Origin of the sequence: Hymenobacter busanensis, from assembly GCF_008727865.1 — a bacterium.
Lineage (GTDB): Bacteria > Bacteroidota > Bacteroidia > Cytophagales > Hymenobacteraceae > Solirubrum > Solirubrum busanense.
In genome coordinates, this window is record NZ_VTWU01000001.1 from 657606 (window position 1) to 676939 (window position 19334).

The window sequence follows — 19334 nt, forward strand, 5'->3', positions numbered from 1 at the left end:
AGGGGTGAAGGAACGGGGCGCACTTCGTCAGCGGACCGCGCATCCGCCAGAGCTTGCCAAGTGGTTCAGTCAGGTGTACAGCCGCTGCCAATGGGCAATACAATGCCCGGGCGCAGTCGGCGCCGATTTTTTGAAGCCAGGAGAAAGGATGTTTCCTCTAAGGTTGATACAAATATAAAGGCAGGTACTTTGCAACGCAAGGTACCTGCTAAGAAAAATATACTGGCAATACCGTGTAAATAGGTATCTATTTGAATTTCAGCAAATAAAAATTGGCTGGCTCAAACATTCCGGCAATAGAATGTTTGAGCCAGCCAAAAAAAGCGCCTATTTTCAGTGTTTTCTATTTCTTATCCGGAGCCGTCACCACTTGGCCGTTACGGAACGTTTTCTTCTGTTGCACGGCCTTGCCATCCGGACCGAAGTAGGACCATACGCCGGTTTCGCGGTTGTTGCGGAATTGGCCGGCTACCTCGGCGGTTCCATCCTCGCGCAGTTGTCGGTAAGGCCCCAGTTTCTGGCCCGACTTCCAAGTGGTTTCGGCGCGCAGCTTTCCTGAGGCGTAAAACTCCTGCTCCAGGCCAGTTGCGCGGCCGTTTTCGAAAGTGACTTTACGCGCCACTTGGCCGTTGGGGTGGTACGTGAGTTGCTCCCCCACGAGCCGGTTGTTCGCGTAAGTTTCTTTCCGCTCCAGCTGCTTGCCGCCGGGAAAAAATGTGCGCCAGGTGCCGGTGCGCACGTTGTTTTTGTATTCCTGCTCTTCGTGCACGCCGCCGGCTTCGTAATAGGTCGTGATTTTCCGGTCGCGGCCCAGGTTGGCGTAGTCCACTTCCTGTTCGGTTTTGCCGGACGGGTAGAGGTACTTGGCTTGACCGGACAGTACGCCGCCTTTGTAGTTCTGCGTGCTTTTGAGGGCCCCGGTTTCGTAGTAGGTTTTTACCAGGCCTTCCAGGTTGGCGGTGCCCGGCGCCAGTTGCTGGGCGCGTTTGGTGAGGTCGTCGCCCAGCGGGTTTTTCACCGGGCGCGTGGCCGCAGTAGCCGGCACGTAGTTGCCTTCGGTTTTGAGTTTGCCCGAGGGGTAATAGCTGCGCATGGTGCCGCGGCCGGTCTTGTCCATCGTCACCTCGGTTTCCAGCTGGCCGTTCTCAAACCACGTTTTGTAGCCGCCGGCCAGCAAGCCGTTGCGGTAAGTGCCTTCGCTCTGTTGCTGGCCACTGGCAAAATAGGTGCGCACCACCCCGTCGGGCTGGCCGTTGCGGTAGCTGATTTCGGCCTGGGGCTTGCCCGACGCATACACCTGGCGCACCACGCCCTGGGGCTGGCCCTTCAGCAAGGTCGTTTCCAGCTTCAACTCGCCCGAGGGGTGGTACATTTTGATGGTGCCCGTGGGCTGGTCGTCTTCGTAGCTGCCTTCCTGCGCCAACTTGCCGCTGGGGTAGTAGGTGCGAAACGGTCCTTGCCGCTGCCCTTCGCGAAACGTCACTTCCAGCCGCCGTTGGCCGGTTTCGAAGTACTCCGTGTAGGCGCTGTCGGCCTTGCCAGCGCGGTAGCTGGTTTGCACCTCCAATTTGCCCGAGCGGTAAAACCGTTTGTAGTTGCCCTCCAGCACGGTGTCGGCTCCCACCAGGGCGTGGTACACCTCGCGTTTTTTCACGTGGGTGGTGTCGTAATACGTAGTCAGTACCCGGGGCCGCTGAGCCCAAGCCGGGGCCGCAGCAACTATCAGCAGCAAAAGCGGCAAGCAAAATCGAATCATGCCTGCAAAAACGCAGAAATTCTGCCAATCGTGCGGGAGCTGTGCATCGGCAACGGTTTTTTGCCCAATCCCGAGGATACAAGCCGGTCAGAAGCCTGCATGCGCCCGTAGCGAAGGGCGTATGTCATAAAAAAAGGAGCCACGGTCGTTAGCCGTGGCTCCACAATGAAAGCTTTGCTGTGGAGTTGCTGAGTGTTACAGCTTCTCCAGTACAATGCTGCTGGCTCCGCCACCGCCGTTGCAAATGCCGGTGACACCGATTTTGCCGCCTTCGTTCTGCATCACGTTCAACAAAGTGGTAACGATGCGCGCCCCCGAAGCTCCCAGCGGGTGGCCCAGGCTCACGGCACCGCCGTACACGTTCACTTTGGTGCTTTCCAGGTTCAACAGCTTGTTGTTGGCCAGCGAAACGACCGAAAAGGCCTCGTTGATTTCGTAGAAATCGACCTGGCTGGCTTCCACACCAGCGTGTTTCAGGGCCTTCGGAATAGCCAGCGACGGAGTCGTGGTAAACCACTCCGGCGCCTGCTCGGCATCGGCAAAGCCCAGCACGCGGGCCATGGGCTTCAGGCCCAGTTCTTCGGCTTTTTCCTTGCTCATCAGCAGCACTGCGGCGGCGCCGTCGTTCAGCGTCGAAGCGTTGGCGGCCGTCACCGTACCATCTTTGGTGAAGGCCGGGCGCAGGCCGGGTACTTTGGCGAAATCGACCTTCAGGTACTCCTCGTCGTCCTCAATAACCGTGGTTTTGCCGCGGCTTTCGATGGTTACGGGTACAATCTCGTCCTTCTTCTTGCCGGCTTTGGCCGCGTTGGCACTCCGCGTGTAGCTCTCGATTGCAAAGGCATCCTGCTCTTCGCGGGTGATGCCCATTTCCTTGGCCGTGTTTTCGGCCGCGTTGCCCATAGCGTAGTCGTGGTACGGGTCCCAGAGGCCGTCCTTCATCAGGCCGTCAATCATTTGCCCGTGCCCGTACTTGGCACCAAACCGGGCCTTGTCGAGGTAGTATGGCACGTTCGACATGCTTTCCATGCCGCCGGCCAGTACCACATCGGCCTGCCCCAGCATAATGGCTTGGGCGGCCATCATAATGGCTTTAGAGCCCGAAGCACACACCTTGTTCACGGTGGTGCACTCCACCTCGTATCCCAAACCGGCTTTCAGGGCCGCTTGGCGGGCCGGGGCTTGGCCCAGGTTGGCCGAAATGACGTTGCCCATGATGACCTGCTGCACGTGTTTCGGCTCAACGCCAGCTTTTTCGAGGGCGCCCTTCAGGGCAATGCCGCCCAGTTCGGTGGCCGACAACGACGCCAAACTGCCGCCGAACGAGCCGATGGGCGTGCGCACAGCCGAAATGACGTAGACTTCTTTGGTTTGCATGGATAGGAGGGAGTGGGAGTTGGGGAAATAGTGCCATTCGGCGCTAAGCCGGTTGGCCTACGCGGCCCGTTGGGCGCTCAAAAGTAACAGGAATTTCTACCTGCCAGACCTGCATCGGGCCATGAGCGTGCGGTACCGTGGTTCGCTTGCACAACTACGAAATTACCACGTTGGTTTGCCAGGCTCGGCGCGTTTGGTTGCTTTGTGCGGCAGCTGCTGCAGGTATTGTTGCTCGTTGGCGCGCAATGCATCGAGCAGTTGCCGGGCTTGCGCTTCGGTTAGGTTCAGCTGCTGCAACTGCTGGCGGCGCGTATTGAGGCGGGCGTCATTCAGTGTCGCACTTTCGGTGCCCGGTCGACCGCTACCATCCTGCGAGGCGTCAGGCTCAGAACCCGTCCCCCGAGTACCGCCCGAAGCATCTCCCTGCGCCGTGCGCTGCGCGTTACCCGACCCTTGGCGAGGTGGCGGATTTTCCAAGTCGCTTTGCCCTGCTGTGGGAGCCGACGAAGAAGCGCCGACTTGCGGCTGTTGCTGGCCCGCGCCGGGCTGTGAAGCTTGCGGCTGACGTGACGGTAACTTCTGCGGGTCGTTTGGGCGGCCCTGGTAACGGCGGATTACCTCGTAATCGTAGCGGGCCCCTGCATTGGTGGGGTCGTCGAGCAGGGCCTGGCGCAACAGCGCGCTGGCTTGAGCCATATCGCCGCGTTCGGCTGCCAGCACGGCCAATTGTTGCCGCGCTACGCTGCGCACCTGCAAGGCCGGGCTCTGTAGCAGGCGGCCGTACGCTTGCCGGGCCTTGGGACTATTTCCAAGGCGAGCATAGGCATGGCCCAGGTTAACCTGCAGTTGGTCGGTGCTGCCGCCAAGTTGAAGTGCCTTTTCATACCAGGCAGCCGCTTCGCCAAAACGGCCGTGTGTATACGCCAGGTGTGCTTGCTGCAGGCTCTGGTTGTAGCTGCGCACCCGCTCAAGCCGGGTCCAGAGGCCGCCACTCAGTAGCAGAGCCAGCAGTGCCATTCGTATCATGGCCGCACCACCTTAATGGTAAAGATTATGTCCAAGGCCAGCAGCAAAAGCGCAGCCGCCAAGGGGTAGGCATAGCGGTTGTCGGCCACAGTTACCGTGCGCACCTGCTGGGTTTGGCCTTCCAGACGGGCCAGCGCCCGTACCAGCGCCGGAAATTCATTGCGCTTTTCCGACACCTCTATATACACGCCGCCCGTCAACTCAGCCAAGCGCCGCAATACCGGAGCTTGCAGGCGCGTCACTGCCGGGCGGCCTTGAGCGTCGCGCACGAAGCCGCTGGCCTGCGGAAGTTTGCTGCCCTCGGCCGTGCCAACGCCCACAGCATACAGGCGCACCCCGCGGCGTACCATCTCGCGAACCGGACCCTCTATTTGATTCCCAAAATCCTCTCCGTCGCTGACCACCACCAGCGCAGTAGCTCGTTGGGAAGAGCCGCTTACCGGTTGCGCAACGGTAGCCAAGCGGGTAAGTGCCAATTGTAGCGGAGCCGCCAAATCGGTGGCTCCGACAGGAACCAGCCTGGTTTGCAGCGTGCCCAGCAGGGTGAGTAGGGCATTTTGGTCGTAGGTGAGGGGGCAATGCACGTACGCTTCCGAACTGAACACGATCAAGCCCATGCGGTCGGCCGGAAAACGTTCGACCAGCTTCGCCAATTCGGCCCGTACCCGCACCAAGCGAGTCGGCGCGACATCCGGGGCATCCATCGACCGCGACAAATCGACCAACAGCCATAAGTCTTTACCCGTGGTGCGTACCGGCTGGGGCATCACGCCGTATGCGGGCCCCAGCAACGCCACCCCCAACAGAGCCAGCGCCGCTGCCCGCAGTAAAAATTTCCAGCCTATCCGCCCGCCCGACTGCCCCAACGGTCGGGCCAAGCGTCTTGTGCGTAGCGCGTAACCAATGTAAAGCACCGCGCCGATGCCAAGTAGCATGGTTTCCCAGAACGTCCATTGGTTGAGCCAAGTAAGCATGTTCTGACGGCGGCAACTAGTGGGTGACGGGAAGGAAACAGCCAAAGATAACAGCCCAGCAAGGCAGGAAGTGAGATTTTTTTTCTGCTACAAACCTTGTTTTCCCGCTCCTGCCTGTATATTTGCTGCCCCGAAGGGCAAGCGGCCCCTCGGAAAATTGCCCTGACTTTGGAGAGATGGGTGAGTGGCTGAAACCAGTAGTTTGCTAAACTGCCGTAGCTCTAAAGGCTACCGGGGGTTCGAATCCCCCTCTCTCCGCCACGGGCTTCCCGTCCTTCGGGAAGCCCGCTTTTTTTACCGGCTTGTCCGTCGGTAGTTTCGGGGTGTAGCGTAGCCCGGTATCGCGCCTGCTTTGGGAGCAGGAGGCCGCAGGTTCGAATCCTGCCACCCCGACCATTGAAAGCCACCTGCCGCAAGCGGGTGGCTTTTGTATTATCGGTATGTACTACATAGCCTATATAGACGCTGGCTCTATGCAAGCAACTGCGCCCGTAAATGCCAATTCCAGCAACACCCCTGCAGCCAGCCACGGGCACGGGCAGTGGTTTTTTGAAAGATCAGGCTTAAGTTTGCAGGCAGATACCAATCATTCGCCTCGTTAGCTCAGTTGGATAGAGCGGCTGCCTTCTAAGCAGTAGGTCAGGAGTTCGAATCTCTTACGGGGTACTAATCCGCCAAAGCTTTTTTGCTTTGGCGGGCTTGTTATAAGGTGTTGCCAAACGCCGTCTAAAGCGCACTAGGAAGCCCGAAAACGGCAAAACTTGTCGGCAAAGCTGGTGGTCGAGTAGTTATTGCAGCCATTCTCACACTGCCTTTCGTTGTGGTGCCGTTGCACAAAATAGGAGGGCTTCTGCTGATGATTGTCGGGAGCAGTCGGTAAAAAACGACTTGCGTTTCAACGTTTGAAAGGCCCTTTGCGTAAGAATTTCCGCCAATGTTGCTACCTTGGGCAACCACAGGCTTGCATTGTAACCTGTCTACTCATTCAACCCCATTCCTCAACTCTTTCTTTCACCCATGAAAAGAATTGTACTTTCCTTGGCGTTGCTAGGAGCTCTTGTGAGCCAAAAAGCAGCGGCACAGGCCTTCTGGACCCCGCAAAACAACGTTTACAACACCGCAACGGGCTTGGGCAATGGCTTCCGCCTGGCTTACGTATCGGTAGGCGTTGCTAACAGCAACGTGGTGTGGGCTGTTGGTGGTGATTTGCCGCCGACTACTACTCCTCCTACCAACTACACCTTCAACAAATGGGCTAAGAGCACCGACGGCGGCGCTACCTGGACCAAAGGTGATCTGCAGATTGGCACCGGCTACACCGTGGGCCAATTCGTTGCCATCGACGCCAACACGGCTTTCGTGATGAGCTACGGTGCTACCACGGGTGGTGGCGAAGTTCGCCGCACGACGGACGGTGGTGCTACCTGGGTAAACCTGAACGGTGCCAACCAAGTGAACTTCACCTTGGCTGGTTCGTTCCCCGATGCCATGACGTTCTTCGACGCCAACAACGGCGTTGTATTCGGTGACCCGCAGCCGGCTGGCACCGGCCCGTTCCAAGTGTACACCACCAGCAACGGCGGCAACACCTGGACGCGCGTGCCCGCTGCCAACCTGCCGACTCCGGCTAACGCTGATGAGTATGCGCTGGTAGGTTCTATCGACCGCATCGGCAGCACCGTGTGGGTGGGTGGCACGAACCAAGGCGGCGGCAACGCCCGCGTGTTCAAGTCGACCGACATGGGCCTGACCTGGACGGCTGGTTCGACTCCCTTCCCGGACATTTCGAACGTAAACTTTACCAATGCCACTAATGGTATGGTATCGAGTGCGCCGGACATTGCTGTTTCCAACAATGGTGGTACTTCGTTTACGCCCGTATCTTACACGGGGCCGTTCTACGGCCAGTACGACGTGGAAGCAGTTCCGGGCGTAGCAGGTACGTTCGTAGCTTCGGGCTACCGCGACCCGCTGACCACCGCCAACGACTACGGTACCGTAATTACGAGAAACAGCGGCCAGACCTGGCGTCAGATTGACTCCACGATTGTGCGTTACGACATCGAAATCGTAAGCGACGCGCTGGGCTACGCCGTGGGTAACAACACCAACCCGGCTGCTGGTCAGAACCCCGGCACCAACCGTGCTGTGTACCGCAACTCGCGTCCCTTCACGCAGGCTATCCTGAGCGCCCGCAACGAGGCCAAGAACACGCTGGCCCTGTCGGTATACCCGAACCCGAGCCGCGACGGTATCTTCACGCTGGAACTGCCCCGCGCCAACCGCGAGCAGAAAGATGTACGAGTATTCGATGCCCTGGGCCGCGAAGTATTCCGTCGTCAGTTGAACGCTACGTCGGCTACCGCAGCCAATGGCTTGCCGCTCGACCTGAGCAGCCTGAAAGCCGGCGTGTACACGCTGGAGCTGACCACGACCGACGGCACCGGCCGTCAGAAATTGGTTATCGAATAATCATTCGACAAATCAACTCTCTAAAAAGACCTGCTGAGCAATCGGCAGGTCTTTTTTGTTTAGACAAAGTGTCGTTACGCTCAGCGGCTACAGCAATTGGTCGGATGATAAATACAGCAAATTTTAACCTCGCTCAACGTAGCAGAGCGGAAAAGCAGGCACACATAGGAAGCCTTTTTAGGAAATTGTGTAAACTGTCAGCAGGCACTATCATGCCTTGGGCTTCAAATGATTTACGGTATGCTCCAACGGTTACTCTTGGGTACAACCTTTGTATTGTCTGTCGCCTTGCAGGTTGGAGCGCAAACTTTTTATCGACACTGGACGCCATTGCCGGGTATCTACAACCCGAGCGCAGGACTTGGAAACGGCTTTCGGGTGAGCTTTGTGTCGGTGGGTGTGGCTAACTCCAATGTGGTCTGGGGCATTGGCGGTGAATTGCCACCTACCACCGCTCCTCCCAGTAGCTATGTGTTTAATAAGTGGGTGCGCAGTACCGATGGCGGCACAACCTGGACAACGGGAAATCTGCAAATCAGTACGGGATATACAGTTGGTCAACTAGTAGCCATAGATGCCCAGACGGCTTTCATGCTGACATATAATGGCATTGGTGGAGGAGGCGAGGTACGCCGCACGACGGACGGCGGCGCCACGTGGGTAAACCTGAACGGCCCAAACCAAATGAACTTCACCTTGGCTGGCTCATGGCCCGACGCCATGACTTTCTTCGACGCCAACAACGGCGTCGTGTTCGGCGACCCGCAACCTAGCGTTACAGGGGCGTTTCAAGTGTATACTACTGCCGATGGCGGCAGTACCTGGACACGTGTGCCCGCGGCCAACCTACCAGCGCCAATCGGTGCTGACGAGTACGCCAATATTGGTTCCATTGCCAAAATCGGCAGCACGGTGTGGGTAGGCGGTACCAACCAAGGCGGCGGAAATGCCCGCGTGTTCAAGTCAACCAATATGGGGCGGACTTGGACGGTCGGCAACACCCCTTTCCCGGATGTACTAAAAATTGCCTTTTCAACACCTACCCATGGGTTAATTGCCAGTGCACCGGATTTGGCATCCACTACCAACGGCGGAACTTCCTTTACGACGGTGGCTTATTCCGGGCCTTTTTACGCACAGTATGATCTTGCCTCTGTGCCGGGCCGCCCCGGCCTCTACGTGGCCACAGGCTACCGCGACCCCCTTACGACGGCTAACGACTACGGCTCCGTCATTACCAGCTCAAGCGGGTTTTTCTGGCGCCAAATCGATTCCACCGCGGTACGTTACGACCTCGATATTGTGAGCGACAATTTGGGCTATGCTGCGGGCAACAACCCAAACTCGGCCGTTGGCAGCCCGCCAGGCGTCCATCGTGCCATGTGGAAGAATACCCAAACCTTCTGGTTTATCTGTGACTTTCTGCCTTCGCGGGTGGGCTCAGCAGCAGCCCGGCGGGAGGTCTACCCCAATCCCAGCTCAAACGGGCAGTTCACAGTGGATCTACCACGAGGCAGTCAAGCTCTCAATGTCTTCGATGCTTTGGGCCGGCAGGTATTAGCCCGGCAACTTGCCGGTTCCGCTGCCGGCATGATACAGGTCGATTTGAGCCGGCAACCGGCTGGAATATACACCCTCCAAATCAGCAGCGAAACGGGCGTGTCCCACCAAAAAATCCAGATTGAGTAGGCCAATGCGGACCTGTTGCCGAAAGCCCGTTTTCCAGTCTGGAAAACGGGCCTTTTTATACGACTTTCCTAGCGTAAAAACGCCCGAAAACGTAGTAGAAAAGGGATGTTTCGGTATCTTCGCGTGTTCTAGCAACAGCTACATTTCAAGTCGCATTCTGCGGCTGAATTTTAAGCGTCACACATGAGCGAAATCCAAGAGAAAAAAGCCCGCAACGAGTACTCCGCGGATAACATCCAGGTGCTCGAAGGGTTGGAAGCCGTGCGCAAGCGCCCGGCCATGTACATCGGCGACATTGGCGTGAAAGGGCTGCACCACCTGGTGTGGGAAGTCGTGGACAACTCCATCGACGAAGCGCTGGCCGGGTACTGCGACACGATTGACGTCACCATCAACGAAGACAACTCCATTACGGTGCGCGACAACGGCCGCGGCATCCCGGTGGATTTTCACCAGAAAGAAGGCCGCTCGGCGCTGGAGGTTGTAATGACCGTGCTGCACGCCGGCGGCAAGTTCGACAAGGACACCTACAAGGTGTCCGGCGGTCTGCACGGCGTGGGCGTGAGCTGCGTGAATGCGCTCAGCAACCTGCTGCGTGTGACCGTGTACAAAAACGGCAAGGTCTACCAGCAGGAGTACGAGCGTGGCGCGCCGATGTACCCGGTAAAGGAAATTGGCGTGACGGAGCAGAACGGCACCCAGGTCGAGTTCTGGCCCGACGACTCCATCTTCACCGACACGGTGTACCGCTACGAAACCGTGGCCACGCGTTTGCGCGAGCTGTCATACCTCAACAAAGGTATCCGCATCAACCTGCTGGACTTGCGCGAGAAGGACGAAGCCGGCGTAGCCCGCGGCGAGCAGTTTTTCTCCGAAGGCGGGCTGGCTGAGTTTGTGCAGTACCTCGACGGCAAAGAGCGCCGCGCCCTGATGCCCGAGCCCATTCACGTGGTGAACGAGCGAGGCAACGTGCCGGTGGAAGTGGCCCTGCAGTACAACGACTCGTACCAGGAACACATTTTCTCCTACGTCAACAACATCAACACCCACGAAGGCGGCACGCACGTGGCCGGCTTCCGCTCGGCCCTCACGCGCACCCTGAAGGCCTACGCCGACAAGTCGGGCAAGCTGGAAAAGGCCAAGGTGGAAATTTCGGGCGAGGATTTCCGCGAAGGACTCACGGCCGTTATTTCGGTGAAAGTGCAAGAGCCGCAGTTTGAAGGCCAGACCAAAACCAAGCTGGGCAACAGCGAGGTGAACGGCGCGGTAAACACGGCAGTAGGCGAAATTCTGGCGCAGTACCTGGAGGAAAACCCCAAGGAAGCCGCTATGATCGTGGAGAAGGTGATTCTGGCCGCTCGGGCCCGCATTGCCGCCAAAAAAGCCCGCGAGATGGTGCAGCGCAAAACCGTGCTCGGCTCCAACTCCTTGCCCGGCAAGCTGGCCGACTGCTCGGAATCGGACCCCGAAATCTGCGAGCTGTACTTGGTGGAAGGGGACTCGGCCGGTGGCACCGCCAAGCAGGGCCGCAACCGGGCTTTCCAAGCCATTCTGCCGTTGCGCGGCAAGATCCTGAACGTGGAGAAGGCGCAAGAGCACCACATCTACGAAAACCAGGAAATCCGGAACATGATTACGGCCCTGGGCGTGAGCTTTGGCGTGCAGGCTGATCTGGAGAAAGGCATTGAGAAGGACGACAAGGCCCTGAACCTCTCGAAGCTGCGTTACCACAAGGTCATCATCATGACCGACGCCGACGTCGACGGTTCGCACATTCGCACCCTGATCCTGACGTTCTTCTTCCGCTACATGCGCGACTTGGTGGACAAAGGCTACGTGTACATTGCCCAGCCGCCGCTCTACCTCGTGAAGAAGGGCAAAGAGGAGCGCTACTGCTGGACCGAAGTGGAACGCCAGGCAGCCGTAGACGAATTGGCTAAAGGCCGCCCCGAATCGGTGGGAATTCAGCGCTACAAAGGCTTGGGCGAAATGAACGCCGAGCAGCTCTGGACCACCACCATGCAGCCCACCACCCGCTCGTTGAAGCAAGTGACGGTGGAATCGGCGGCCGAAGCCGACCACTTGTTCTCCATGCTGATGGGCGACGAAGTGGCCCCGCGCCGCGAGTTCATCGAGAAAAACGCCAAGTATGCCAAGCTGGACGTGTAAGCTCCAGTAACCGAAAAAGCCCGCCGCGTGCGGGCTTTTTTATTGGGCATGCCGAGTAAATCCGGCCGTGAAAACGGTCATGCAGAGCCGCAGGCGAAGCATGACGGGCAAGAACAGATAAGCTACAATGCGACAACTCATTTCTTCCGGTTCGCCGTGGGAAGGGCCGGTGGGCTACTCCCGGGCCGTGCGCGTGGGCAACGTGGTGGAAGTAGCCGGCACCACGGCCATGGACGACGACGTGGTAACCGGTGCCGATGCGTACAGCCAAGCAAAACGGGCTTTGGAGAAGATTGCCGACGCGCTGCACGCCGCCGGCGCCACGATGGAGCACGTCGTGCGCACGCGCATCTTCGTAACCGATATTGCGCAGTGGCCGGAAGTGGGCCGGGCGCACGGCGAAGTGTTCGGAAATATTCGCCCGGCCTCATCCATGCTCGAGGTTCGCGCGTTAATTGATGCACGGCTGCTTGTTGAAATCGAGGCTACCGCCGTTATTTCGTAACTCCACTTTCTCCTGAAGCCGGCGGCCGCCTTGCCTGCCGGTTCTGCTATGAAGATTTTCAAGTCCTCGGACCTCATCCGCAAAAGCAAATACATCAGCCGCGACCTGAGCTGGCTGCGCTTCAACTACCGCGTGCTCGACCAAGTGCGCGACGACAGCCGGTCGTTGTTTGAGCGGCTGCGGTTTCTGAGCATCACGGCTTCGAACCTCGACGAGTTCTTCATGATTCGCGTCGGGTCGCTCTACAACTACCTCGACTACGGCAAGGTGCGCGTCGATTACTCGGGCCTGCGCGAGCTGCCGTTCCGGCGCAAGCTGCTCGACTTCGCCCACCGCTTCGTGCACGACCAGTCGCAGGCGTATCTGCAGGAGCTGCGGCCCAACTTCGCCCGCAACGGCTTCGACATTCTGCGGGTGGATGAGCTGAGCGACGTGGAGCAGAAAAAAGCCGACGGCTACTTCAAAAACACGGTTTTTCCGCTGCTCACGCCGATGGTGTACGACTCGTACCACGGCTTCCCGCTGATGATGAACCAGTCGCTCACGTTTGGCGTGGTCACGCGCATGGGCGAAGGCAACGACATCGGGCAGGAGCGGCTCACCTTCGTGCAGCTGCCGCTGAACTTGTCGCGCTTCTTTGAGCTGCAGCGCAAGGACCGCGTGGTGTTTGTCCCGCTGGAGGAAATCGTGCGCGCCAACCTCGACAAGCTGTTCCGCAACGTGGCCATCGAGTCGGCCACGCTCTTCCGCATCACCCGCAACGGCGACTTCACGCTGGAAGAGTCGGAAGACATCGACGTCGACTTCATCAAGGAAATTCAGCAGGGCCTGAAAACCCGCAAGCGCGGCCGTGTGGTGCGCCTGGAAGTAGAGCCCGGCGCCTCGCCCATGCTCATGCAGGTGCTGCGCGAGCGGTGGCGCATCGACAACGGCAACGTGTTCGTCATCGATTCGCTCATCGATTTGCGCGGCCTCACGCAGATTGTGAAGCACGCCAACTTCCGCGACAAGCTGCCCAAGCTGCCGGCGCCAGTAGCCCCGCTGAGTTTGCCCGACGGGGCCGAAGACAACCTCTTCGAGTTCCTGAAAACCCACGACGTGCTGCTGCACCACCCCTACAACAGCATCGAGCCCGTCGTGCGCCTGCTGGAGCTGGCAGCCGAAGACCCGCACGTGCTGGGTATCAAGCAGACGATTTACCGCCTCGCCGACGACTCGCGCGTGACGGCGGCACTGCTGAAGGCGGCCGAAAACGGCAAGCACGTCTCGGTACTGTTTGAGGTGAAGGCGCGCTTCGACGAGGAGCGCAACATCCGGGAGGGTGCGCGGCTGGAAAAGGCCGGTTGCTTCGTCATCTACGGCGTGAGCAAGTACAAGACGCACACCAAGATGGCCATGATCATCCGTAAGGAAGGCGAGAAGGTAACGCGCTACGTGCACCTGGGCTCGGGCAACTACAACGAGCAAACCTCGCGCCTCTATACCGATGTGAGCCTGCTCACCAGCAACGACGTGTACGGCCACGACGTGTCGGAATTCTTCAATGTGATTACCGGCCACTCGCAGCCCGACGACTACGAATACCTGATTACGGCCCCGCGCGACATGCGCCAGCAGCTCATCCAGCTCATTCGCGACGAGGCCAAAAACGCCAAGCGCGGGCTGCCGTCGGGCATTGTTATCAAAATGAACTCGTTGGAAGACCGCGAGGTCATCGACGAGTTCTACAAAGCCTCGAAGGCGGGTGTGCCCATCCGGCTCATCGTGCGCGGCATTTGCTGCCTGCGCCCCGGCCGGCCCGGCCTGAGCGACAACATCGAAGTGCGCAGCCTCGTGGGCGAGTTTTTGGAGCACACGCGCCTGTTGTACTTCCACCACGGCGGGCACCCCAAGCTCTACGCCGGCTCGGCCGACATGATGGTGCGCTCCTTCGACCGCCGCATCGAGGCCTTGTTCCTGATTGCCAACCCGCAGCTGCAGCGCGAGGCCATCAACATCCTGTACTTCAACCTAAAGGACAACCACAATACCTACCTCATGCGCGAAGACGGTGCCTATGTCAAGCGCATTCCCGCGCCCGACGAGCCTGTGTTCAACGTGCACAAAGAGTTCTACCACAAAACCTTCGATATGGTACCGCCCGAGGCGCTGTTCGAGGAGTACCTGGCCTGCGCCGTGGTGCCCTCGGCGCAGCCCGTCGGCAACGAGCCGGTGTCGCCCTCCGAAGACCTGCTCATCGCCGACGAAGTGCTGGAACTGACCAGCGCCGATATCCTGTCGAGCGAGCCGGCCGTAACGGAGCCATTGGTGCCCGGTCCGGTGCCGCCCGTCACGGAAGCTGAGGTTGAATAATGTGCTGCGCTTCGCGCCAATGTGCGTCGCTTCGCTAATGGGGGAAATGTGCTGATTGGCTGTTCCCAAGACTTTGGCTAAAAAAGAAACGCCCCGCTCGGTATTCCGAACGGGGCGTTTTGCGTGCAAGGTGCGCATTGGCACATTCATCACATAAGCGAAGCGACGCACATTAATCCGTGAGGCTGTTGTTCTGCACCTCGGGCGACGGAATGGGTGTGCCGACGGCGTGCTTGGGCTCGATTTCGTCGAAATACTGCTCGAACAAGGTTTGCAGCATGCCGTCTTTCAGGCCGATGTCGGGCACCACCATCTGGTTGATGCCGGCCCATTCCATGGCCGAGAGGTAAATCTGGCCGGCGGGCACGATGACGTCGGCGCGGTCGGGGTTGAGCATGAGCAGGTTCACGCGCTCGTCCATGCTCATACCGCGCAGCTTGTCGAGGATACCGGCAATGCGGCGGCGCGTGATGACCTGGTCGACGGGCTGCTGGGCGAGGCTGTAGATTTTGTTGATGTTGCCGCCGGTGCCAATGGCGCGCGTGACGTGGTGCTGGCGGGCGTTTTCTTTCACCCACTGCTCCATGCGCTGCCAGGTGTCCTGCAGGCCTTCGCCCGGCTGGCCATTCTGCTGCAGGCGCCGGATGGAACCCACCTCAAACGACTGCGAGGCCACCTTGCGGCGGTCGTGGTAGAGGTTGAACTCGGTGCTGCCGCCGCCCACATCGATGTGCAGGTAGTGGCGCTTGTCCTCCAACTGGTGCATAATCACGCTGTTGATGTAGGCCGCTTCGGCCTGCCCATCGATAATCTGCACCGCAATGCCCAACTCGCGCTGCATGCGCTCGGCAATGGCCGCGCCGTTCTGGGCCGAGCGCATGGCCGAGGTGGCGCACACCAAGTGGTGGGCCACGTCGTGCACTTCCATCAGCAGCTTGAGTGCGTGAATGAACTTGACAAACTTTTCCTCCTTTTCGGGCGAAATGCGGCCGGTGGCAAACACGTCTTCGCCCAGGCGCAAGGGGTAGCGCACGTATTCCACCCGCTTGAGCCGGTAGTGGCCTTCGTACTCTAAAACGGCCGAAATCTGGCAACGAACTGCGTTGGAGCCGATGTCGATAGCGGCCAGTTTGAGCAACGGAAATTCCATAGCGAGGCGGAAGAAGCGGTGAGAAGGCCAGCAAAGATAAAAGGCCGGACGTTAGCCCGGCCTTCTAGGTAGTCGGCATGCCGAACGGTTACTGGTCGATGCGGAAGCCCAGGCCAAACTGCAGCAAGTAGCTTTCTTCCGCCGAATGCTGGACCGATACCGACAAGGCCAGCGTTTCGTAAACCGGCGCGAGGTAAAAGCCGCCGCCGTAGCCGCTGTGCAGCCCACCTGGCGACTTGCCCTGGTAATACACGCGGCCTTGGTCGTAGAAGCCGAAGATGCCGTAGTAGAAGGGCAGGATGGAGGTGTTGGCGTAGCCGAGCGCGAGGCGCAATTCCGAGTTCAGGTACACGCTGGCGTCGCCGGTGAAGCGGTTGCGCAGGTAGCCGCGCAGGTTCTGGCGCTGGCCCAACTGGGTAAACTTGTAGAACGGAATGTCGGCGTCGGTACCGTAGTTTTTGGCGCCGCCGCCCTTCAGCACCAGCGTAACGGGAATGCCCAGGCGGGCGGTGCCGTAGTACTCCGCAAATGCTTCCGTCAGCCCGAAGGTTTTCTTGTTCTGGTTGAGCTGGTGCCAAGTGGTATGCTCGCCAAAAAGGCGCACGCCTTTGCGGGCAAAGGTTTTCCGGTCGCGGAAGTCGAGGTCGAGCAGGGCCGTGCCGCCCACCAACTGCTGGGTGTTGGTGTTGGGAATGGGTACGTCGGGGTTCGGCACAGGCGCGGCTTTCAGCTGGCCGATGTAACTGTTGGCGGCGAAGTCGCTTTCGTACTGCTCGTAGAGGGGACCTACCCGAAAGACACTCTTGGCCCGGAACACGCGTTCGAAGAACACACTCGTTTGGGTACCACGGTAGCGTGCCCGGTAGTACTTGTCGTCGTAGAGGTCGTCGCTCTTGGTCGTGTTGTTGCCGAGCCCGAAGAAGTTGTAGAAGGGAAAGTAGTTGCCGTAGGTAGCACGGGCGCCGAAGTCCCACTTGCCCAGGAGGTAGCGCCAGCGCACGTTGCCGGTTATTTCGCGGTTGCCACCGGTGGTAGCGCGCAAATCGATGCCGTAGCGCACGCGGTAGTCGGGCTTGCGGAAACCCTGCTTCACCCAGTCGAAGCCGGCCGCAATGCCGAAGCCGTCGTTCTGGTTGTAGATGATGGAGCCGCGCGGGGCGTAGCCGTCGTACTCGAATTCCTCGCGGTTGTAGCCGTTCACGCCCAGCCGGTTCGACCGGCGGTCGGCGGTGCCGGAGCCGGCCTGCAGTTCGGTGGTGGGTACGTCGTACACTTCGGTGCGGCCGCCGTTGCCGGAATCGGCAATCTGGTCGCCGCCCTCGCCACCCACGATGCGCACCCGGATGCTGTTTTTCCCGGTGCCGGTGACGCGGAATACGTCTTTGCCGTCGAGGCCGTAGAGGCGGATGTCGCGCGTTTCGCCTTTCACGAAGGTGCGGTCAAAAAACGGCTGGCCTTTCGCCGACCCGTCGTCGTCTTTCTTGCTGACCTGCACGCGCACGTTGCCGTCGCGCAGGCGCTGCACGTCGAACACCTCGGCTTTGTTGGAACCCACCACGTCCACGTCGCGGGCCAGCATCAGGTAGTATTCGTCCAGCGCCTTCGGCAGTTCCTGAATGCGGCTTTTAAGCTTGCGGTTGATGTCGCGGCCCGAAATACCTTCGAGCTCCTTGGGCAGCTGGGCCGTGGCCGAGTCGATGGCCGCGGGTGTGATGCGGCGCTGCAGGTACTGGCCGATCTGGCGCCAATCGTCGCGATTGAGGCTTTGCAGCAGGGCGCGGTCGAGGTGACGGGCGGGCCAGTTCAGGCTTTCCAGGTCGCGGAAATGCGCGCCAAAATCTTCGATGCTGGGCACGGCCCATTCGCGGTTGGCCACCCACGTGAGGGCGCCGTTCCAGAGCGTAAAGGCTTGGTCCCGGTCGCGCGGAATGGGCTCGAATACCGTTTGCTTGCCCCGCTCAAACTCGGCCCACTTCCAGTTGTCCTCGTGCTTGCCGAAGTCGGCAATGAGCATGTCGAAGGCGCGGGCGCGGCCCAGGTTTTGGGCGTCCACGCGGTTGTCGTTGTCTTTGTAGAGCTGGCGGAAGAGGCTAAACGAGCGGCGCACGTCCTTGGCGCCGCCAAAGCCCGGTAGGTTGGGTTTCTGGTCCCAAGGGTCTTCTTCGAGGGTGCCCAGCAGCCCGGCGTACTGCTCGCGGTAGGGCCCAAGCTGCTGGTTGTCGGGCAGCACGAAGAGGCGCGGGCGGGCGTGCAGCACGTCGGTGCGGTCGAGCAGCGACGCGGCCACCAAGGCCGAGTAGGGGTGAGCTGTGGGCGTGATGTCGCGCAGGATATCGGCCGCGAAGGACTGCCGCAGTTCGGGCGGCAGAATGCGCGTCACGTCCTTATCCACCGAGCGGAACGTGTACTCCGAGCTGTCGGCGGCAATCATTTTCAGCGAAGTCGTCTGCCGTCCGCCGCCGCGGCCGGTGGGGCGTAAGCCTCCTTTTTCCGTGTTCAGATCGAGCACCGGCACTTGCACCGGCTGCGTCCAGGAAGAGCGGTAAACCGGCCCGATGAACGGCTTTTGCAGGCCGTGGGCGCGGTAGCGCGGGCCGGGCGTTACGGTTGCTACCGGGCCCTGCGCCGCGTCGGGCTTTGTGGCGGCTACGCCCCGCGGTGCTGTGGGGCACTCGGGAATAAAGGCATTCACTGGCACGTCCTTGAGCTCGGTTTGGCAAGCCGAGCGAAACAAGGTGGCCGAAAAAGCTTCTTTGGTTGCGTCGTTGTTTCGGTCGTCAAAAGTGACCATTGCAGCCTTCACAGTGCCGTCGGCGAAGTAGTCGAGGCGGGTGTAGCCGGCCTGCTTTTCGTTGTAGAGCGACTTGGCGTTGCTACCCACGGGTTCGGTGTGCGCGAAGGAGCCGGCCACGATGTGGTAGTTCTTCTCAAACGGCGTAAGCTGCAGGCTGAAATCGTGCGCGGCGGCGTAAATGGCGTTAGGGTGTTCCTTTAACGTGCCGAGCAATTCTTTTTTAAATGCCTGGTAGCCGGGCGAAGCCATGTCGCGCGGGCTGCCTACGTTCTGGCGGTAGGCGGCGTAAATAGTGCCGAACACGGGCGGCGAGAGGTGCCGCTTGAGCGGCTGGTAGCCGCCGTAGGTGCCGTTGCTCACCACCGGCTGGTGGCCCACCAGCAGCACGTTGCGGCCCTTGGTATCGTCGAGCACGTCCTGAAGCTGCTCCCGAAATTCCTCGGCCGACATCGTTTTGCAGTCGGTGTCGGGGGCTTCGGGGCGGTCGAAGGGGTGCGAAAACCAGGGCGTGTTCAGGGCCACAAGGCGCACGAGCGGCGCCACGTCGATGATTTCGGGGCCGGGGCAGCCGTTGCTGGGAATGAACGCGTTCTGGCCGTCGAGCTGCTTTTCGATGTACTTCTCCAGCCGCCGTACGCTCTTCTGGCCAGAGCGCCCCGAGTTGTTCCAGTCCTTGTCGCCGGGCACAAAATAGATGCGGCCGTTAGGCAGCCCCTTCACCAGACCCACGAGGGCGTTGGCGCGGGCTTCGAGGGAAGCGCGGGTGGTGTCCTGCTTGTCGGAAAGGCCCTCATTGCCCACAATATCGCCCAAGTGGACCACGGTGAAAGGCACTGTTTCCTGCTCCAGGGTGCGGCGCAGGGTGCGCAGGCGCGCCTCGGGCACGGGGCCGGCGGTGTTGCCCAGCAAATACACGTGGTGTGCGGCCGATGCCGCTGTTTGGGCCAGTCCCGGTAAGGAAGCCGTCAGCAGTAAGCCAGCTGCAAGCAGCGGGCGGTAGAAATAGCTCATGCAGGAAAAAGTAGGGGCAGCAACTTCCGCGTTTCGTCTCCGAAACCCGGGTTATCCGC

Annotated in this window: 11 protein-coding genes and 3 tRNA genes; 8 read left to right on the forward strand and 6 right to left on the reverse strand. The window is 59.9% G+C overall.

Annotation, left to right across the window (positions count from 1 at the left end; translation table 11 throughout):
• Positions 1-343 precede the first annotated feature (343 nt).
• The 4 genes from F0P96_RS02690 to F0P96_RS02705 form a co-directional block, all read right to left on the reverse strand.
• Positions 344-1756, reverse strand: coding sequence for a toxin-antitoxin system YwqK family antitoxin (locus tag F0P96_RS02690; RefSeq protein WP_151077192.1), 1413 nt, complete (start codon positions 1754-1756; stop codon positions 344-346).
• A 195-nt stretch (positions 1757-1951) separates the two neighbouring features.
• Positions 1952-3133 carry an acetyl-CoA C-acyltransferase gene (locus F0P96_RS02695; protein WP_151077193.1) on the reverse strand — a complete coding sequence of 394 codons (1182 nt, stop codon included), beginning with the start codon at positions 3131-3133 and terminating at the stop codon, positions 1952-1954.
• Positions 3134-3295: 162 nt separating this feature from the next.
• Positions 3296-4150, reverse strand: coding sequence for a tetratricopeptide repeat protein (locus F0P96_RS02700; RefSeq protein ID WP_151077194.1), 855 nt, complete (start codon positions 4148-4150; stop codon positions 3296-3298).
• A gap of 5 nt (positions 4151-4155) precedes the next feature.
• Entirely contained in the window at positions 4156-5133 is a 978-nt protein-coding gene (locus F0P96_RS02705) for a vWA domain-containing protein (protein ID WP_151077195.1), read from the reverse strand.
• A gap of 170 nt (positions 5134-5303) precedes the next feature.
• Between F0P96_RS02705 and F0P96_RS02710 the strand changes: the two genes are divergently transcribed.
• From F0P96_RS02710 to ppk1, 8 genes are all read left to right on the forward strand, one after another.
• Positions 5304-5394: transfer RNA gene (locus F0P96_RS02710), tRNA-Ser, on the forward strand.
• A gap of 58 nt (positions 5395-5452) precedes the next feature.
• Positions 5453-5529, forward strand: a tRNA-Pro gene (locus F0P96_RS02715).
• A gap of 196 nt (positions 5530-5725) precedes the next feature.
• Positions 5726-5799: transfer RNA gene (locus F0P96_RS02720), tRNA-Arg, on the forward strand.
• Between the two features lie 351 nt (positions 5800-6150).
• A complete protein-coding gene (locus F0P96_RS02725) occupies positions 6151-7605 on the forward strand; it encodes a T9SS type A sorting domain-containing protein (RefSeq protein ID WP_151077196.1) in 1455 nt (484 codons plus the stop codon).
• Between the two features lie 240 nt (positions 7606-7845).
• Entirely contained in the window at positions 7846-9294 is a 1449-nt protein-coding gene (locus F0P96_RS02730) for a T9SS type A sorting domain-containing protein (protein ID WP_160620008.1), read from the forward strand.
• Between the two features lie 183 nt (positions 9295-9477).
• The gene (gene gyrB / locus F0P96_RS02735) at positions 9478-11463 is read left to right on the forward strand and encodes a DNA topoisomerase (ATP-hydrolyzing) subunit B (RefSeq protein WP_151077198.1); all 1986 of its coding nucleotides are present in this window, start codon (positions 9478-9480) and stop codon (positions 11461-11463) included.
• Between the two features lie 127 nt (positions 11464-11590).
• Positions 11591-11968: a RidA family protein gene (locus tag F0P96_RS02740; protein WP_151077199.1), complete on the forward strand. Its 378-nt coding sequence runs from the start codon at positions 11591-11593 to the stop codon at positions 11966-11968.
• A gap of 48 nt (positions 11969-12016) precedes the next feature.
• On the forward strand, positions 12017-14320 hold the full coding sequence (gene ppk1 / locus F0P96_RS02745; protein WP_151077200.1) for a polyphosphate kinase 1: 2304 nt from the start codon (positions 12017-12019) through the stop codon (positions 14318-14320).
• Positions 14321-14492: 172 nt separating this feature from the next.
• On the opposite strand, the gene F0P96_RS02750 is transcribed toward ppk1, so the two are convergent.
• Positions 14493-15470 (reverse strand): Ppx/GppA phosphatase family protein, encoded by a 978-nt coding sequence (locus tag F0P96_RS02750; RefSeq protein ID WP_151077201.1) that lies wholly within the window; start codon positions 15468-15470, stop codon positions 14493-14495.
• Positions 15471-15558: 88 nt separating this feature from the next.
• Complete coding sequence (locus F0P96_RS02755) at positions 15559-19275, reverse strand: ShlB/FhaC/HecB family protein (protein WP_151077202.1); 3717 nt, start codon at positions 19273-19275, stop codon at positions 15559-15561.
• Positions 19276-19334: the final 59 nt, after the last annotated feature.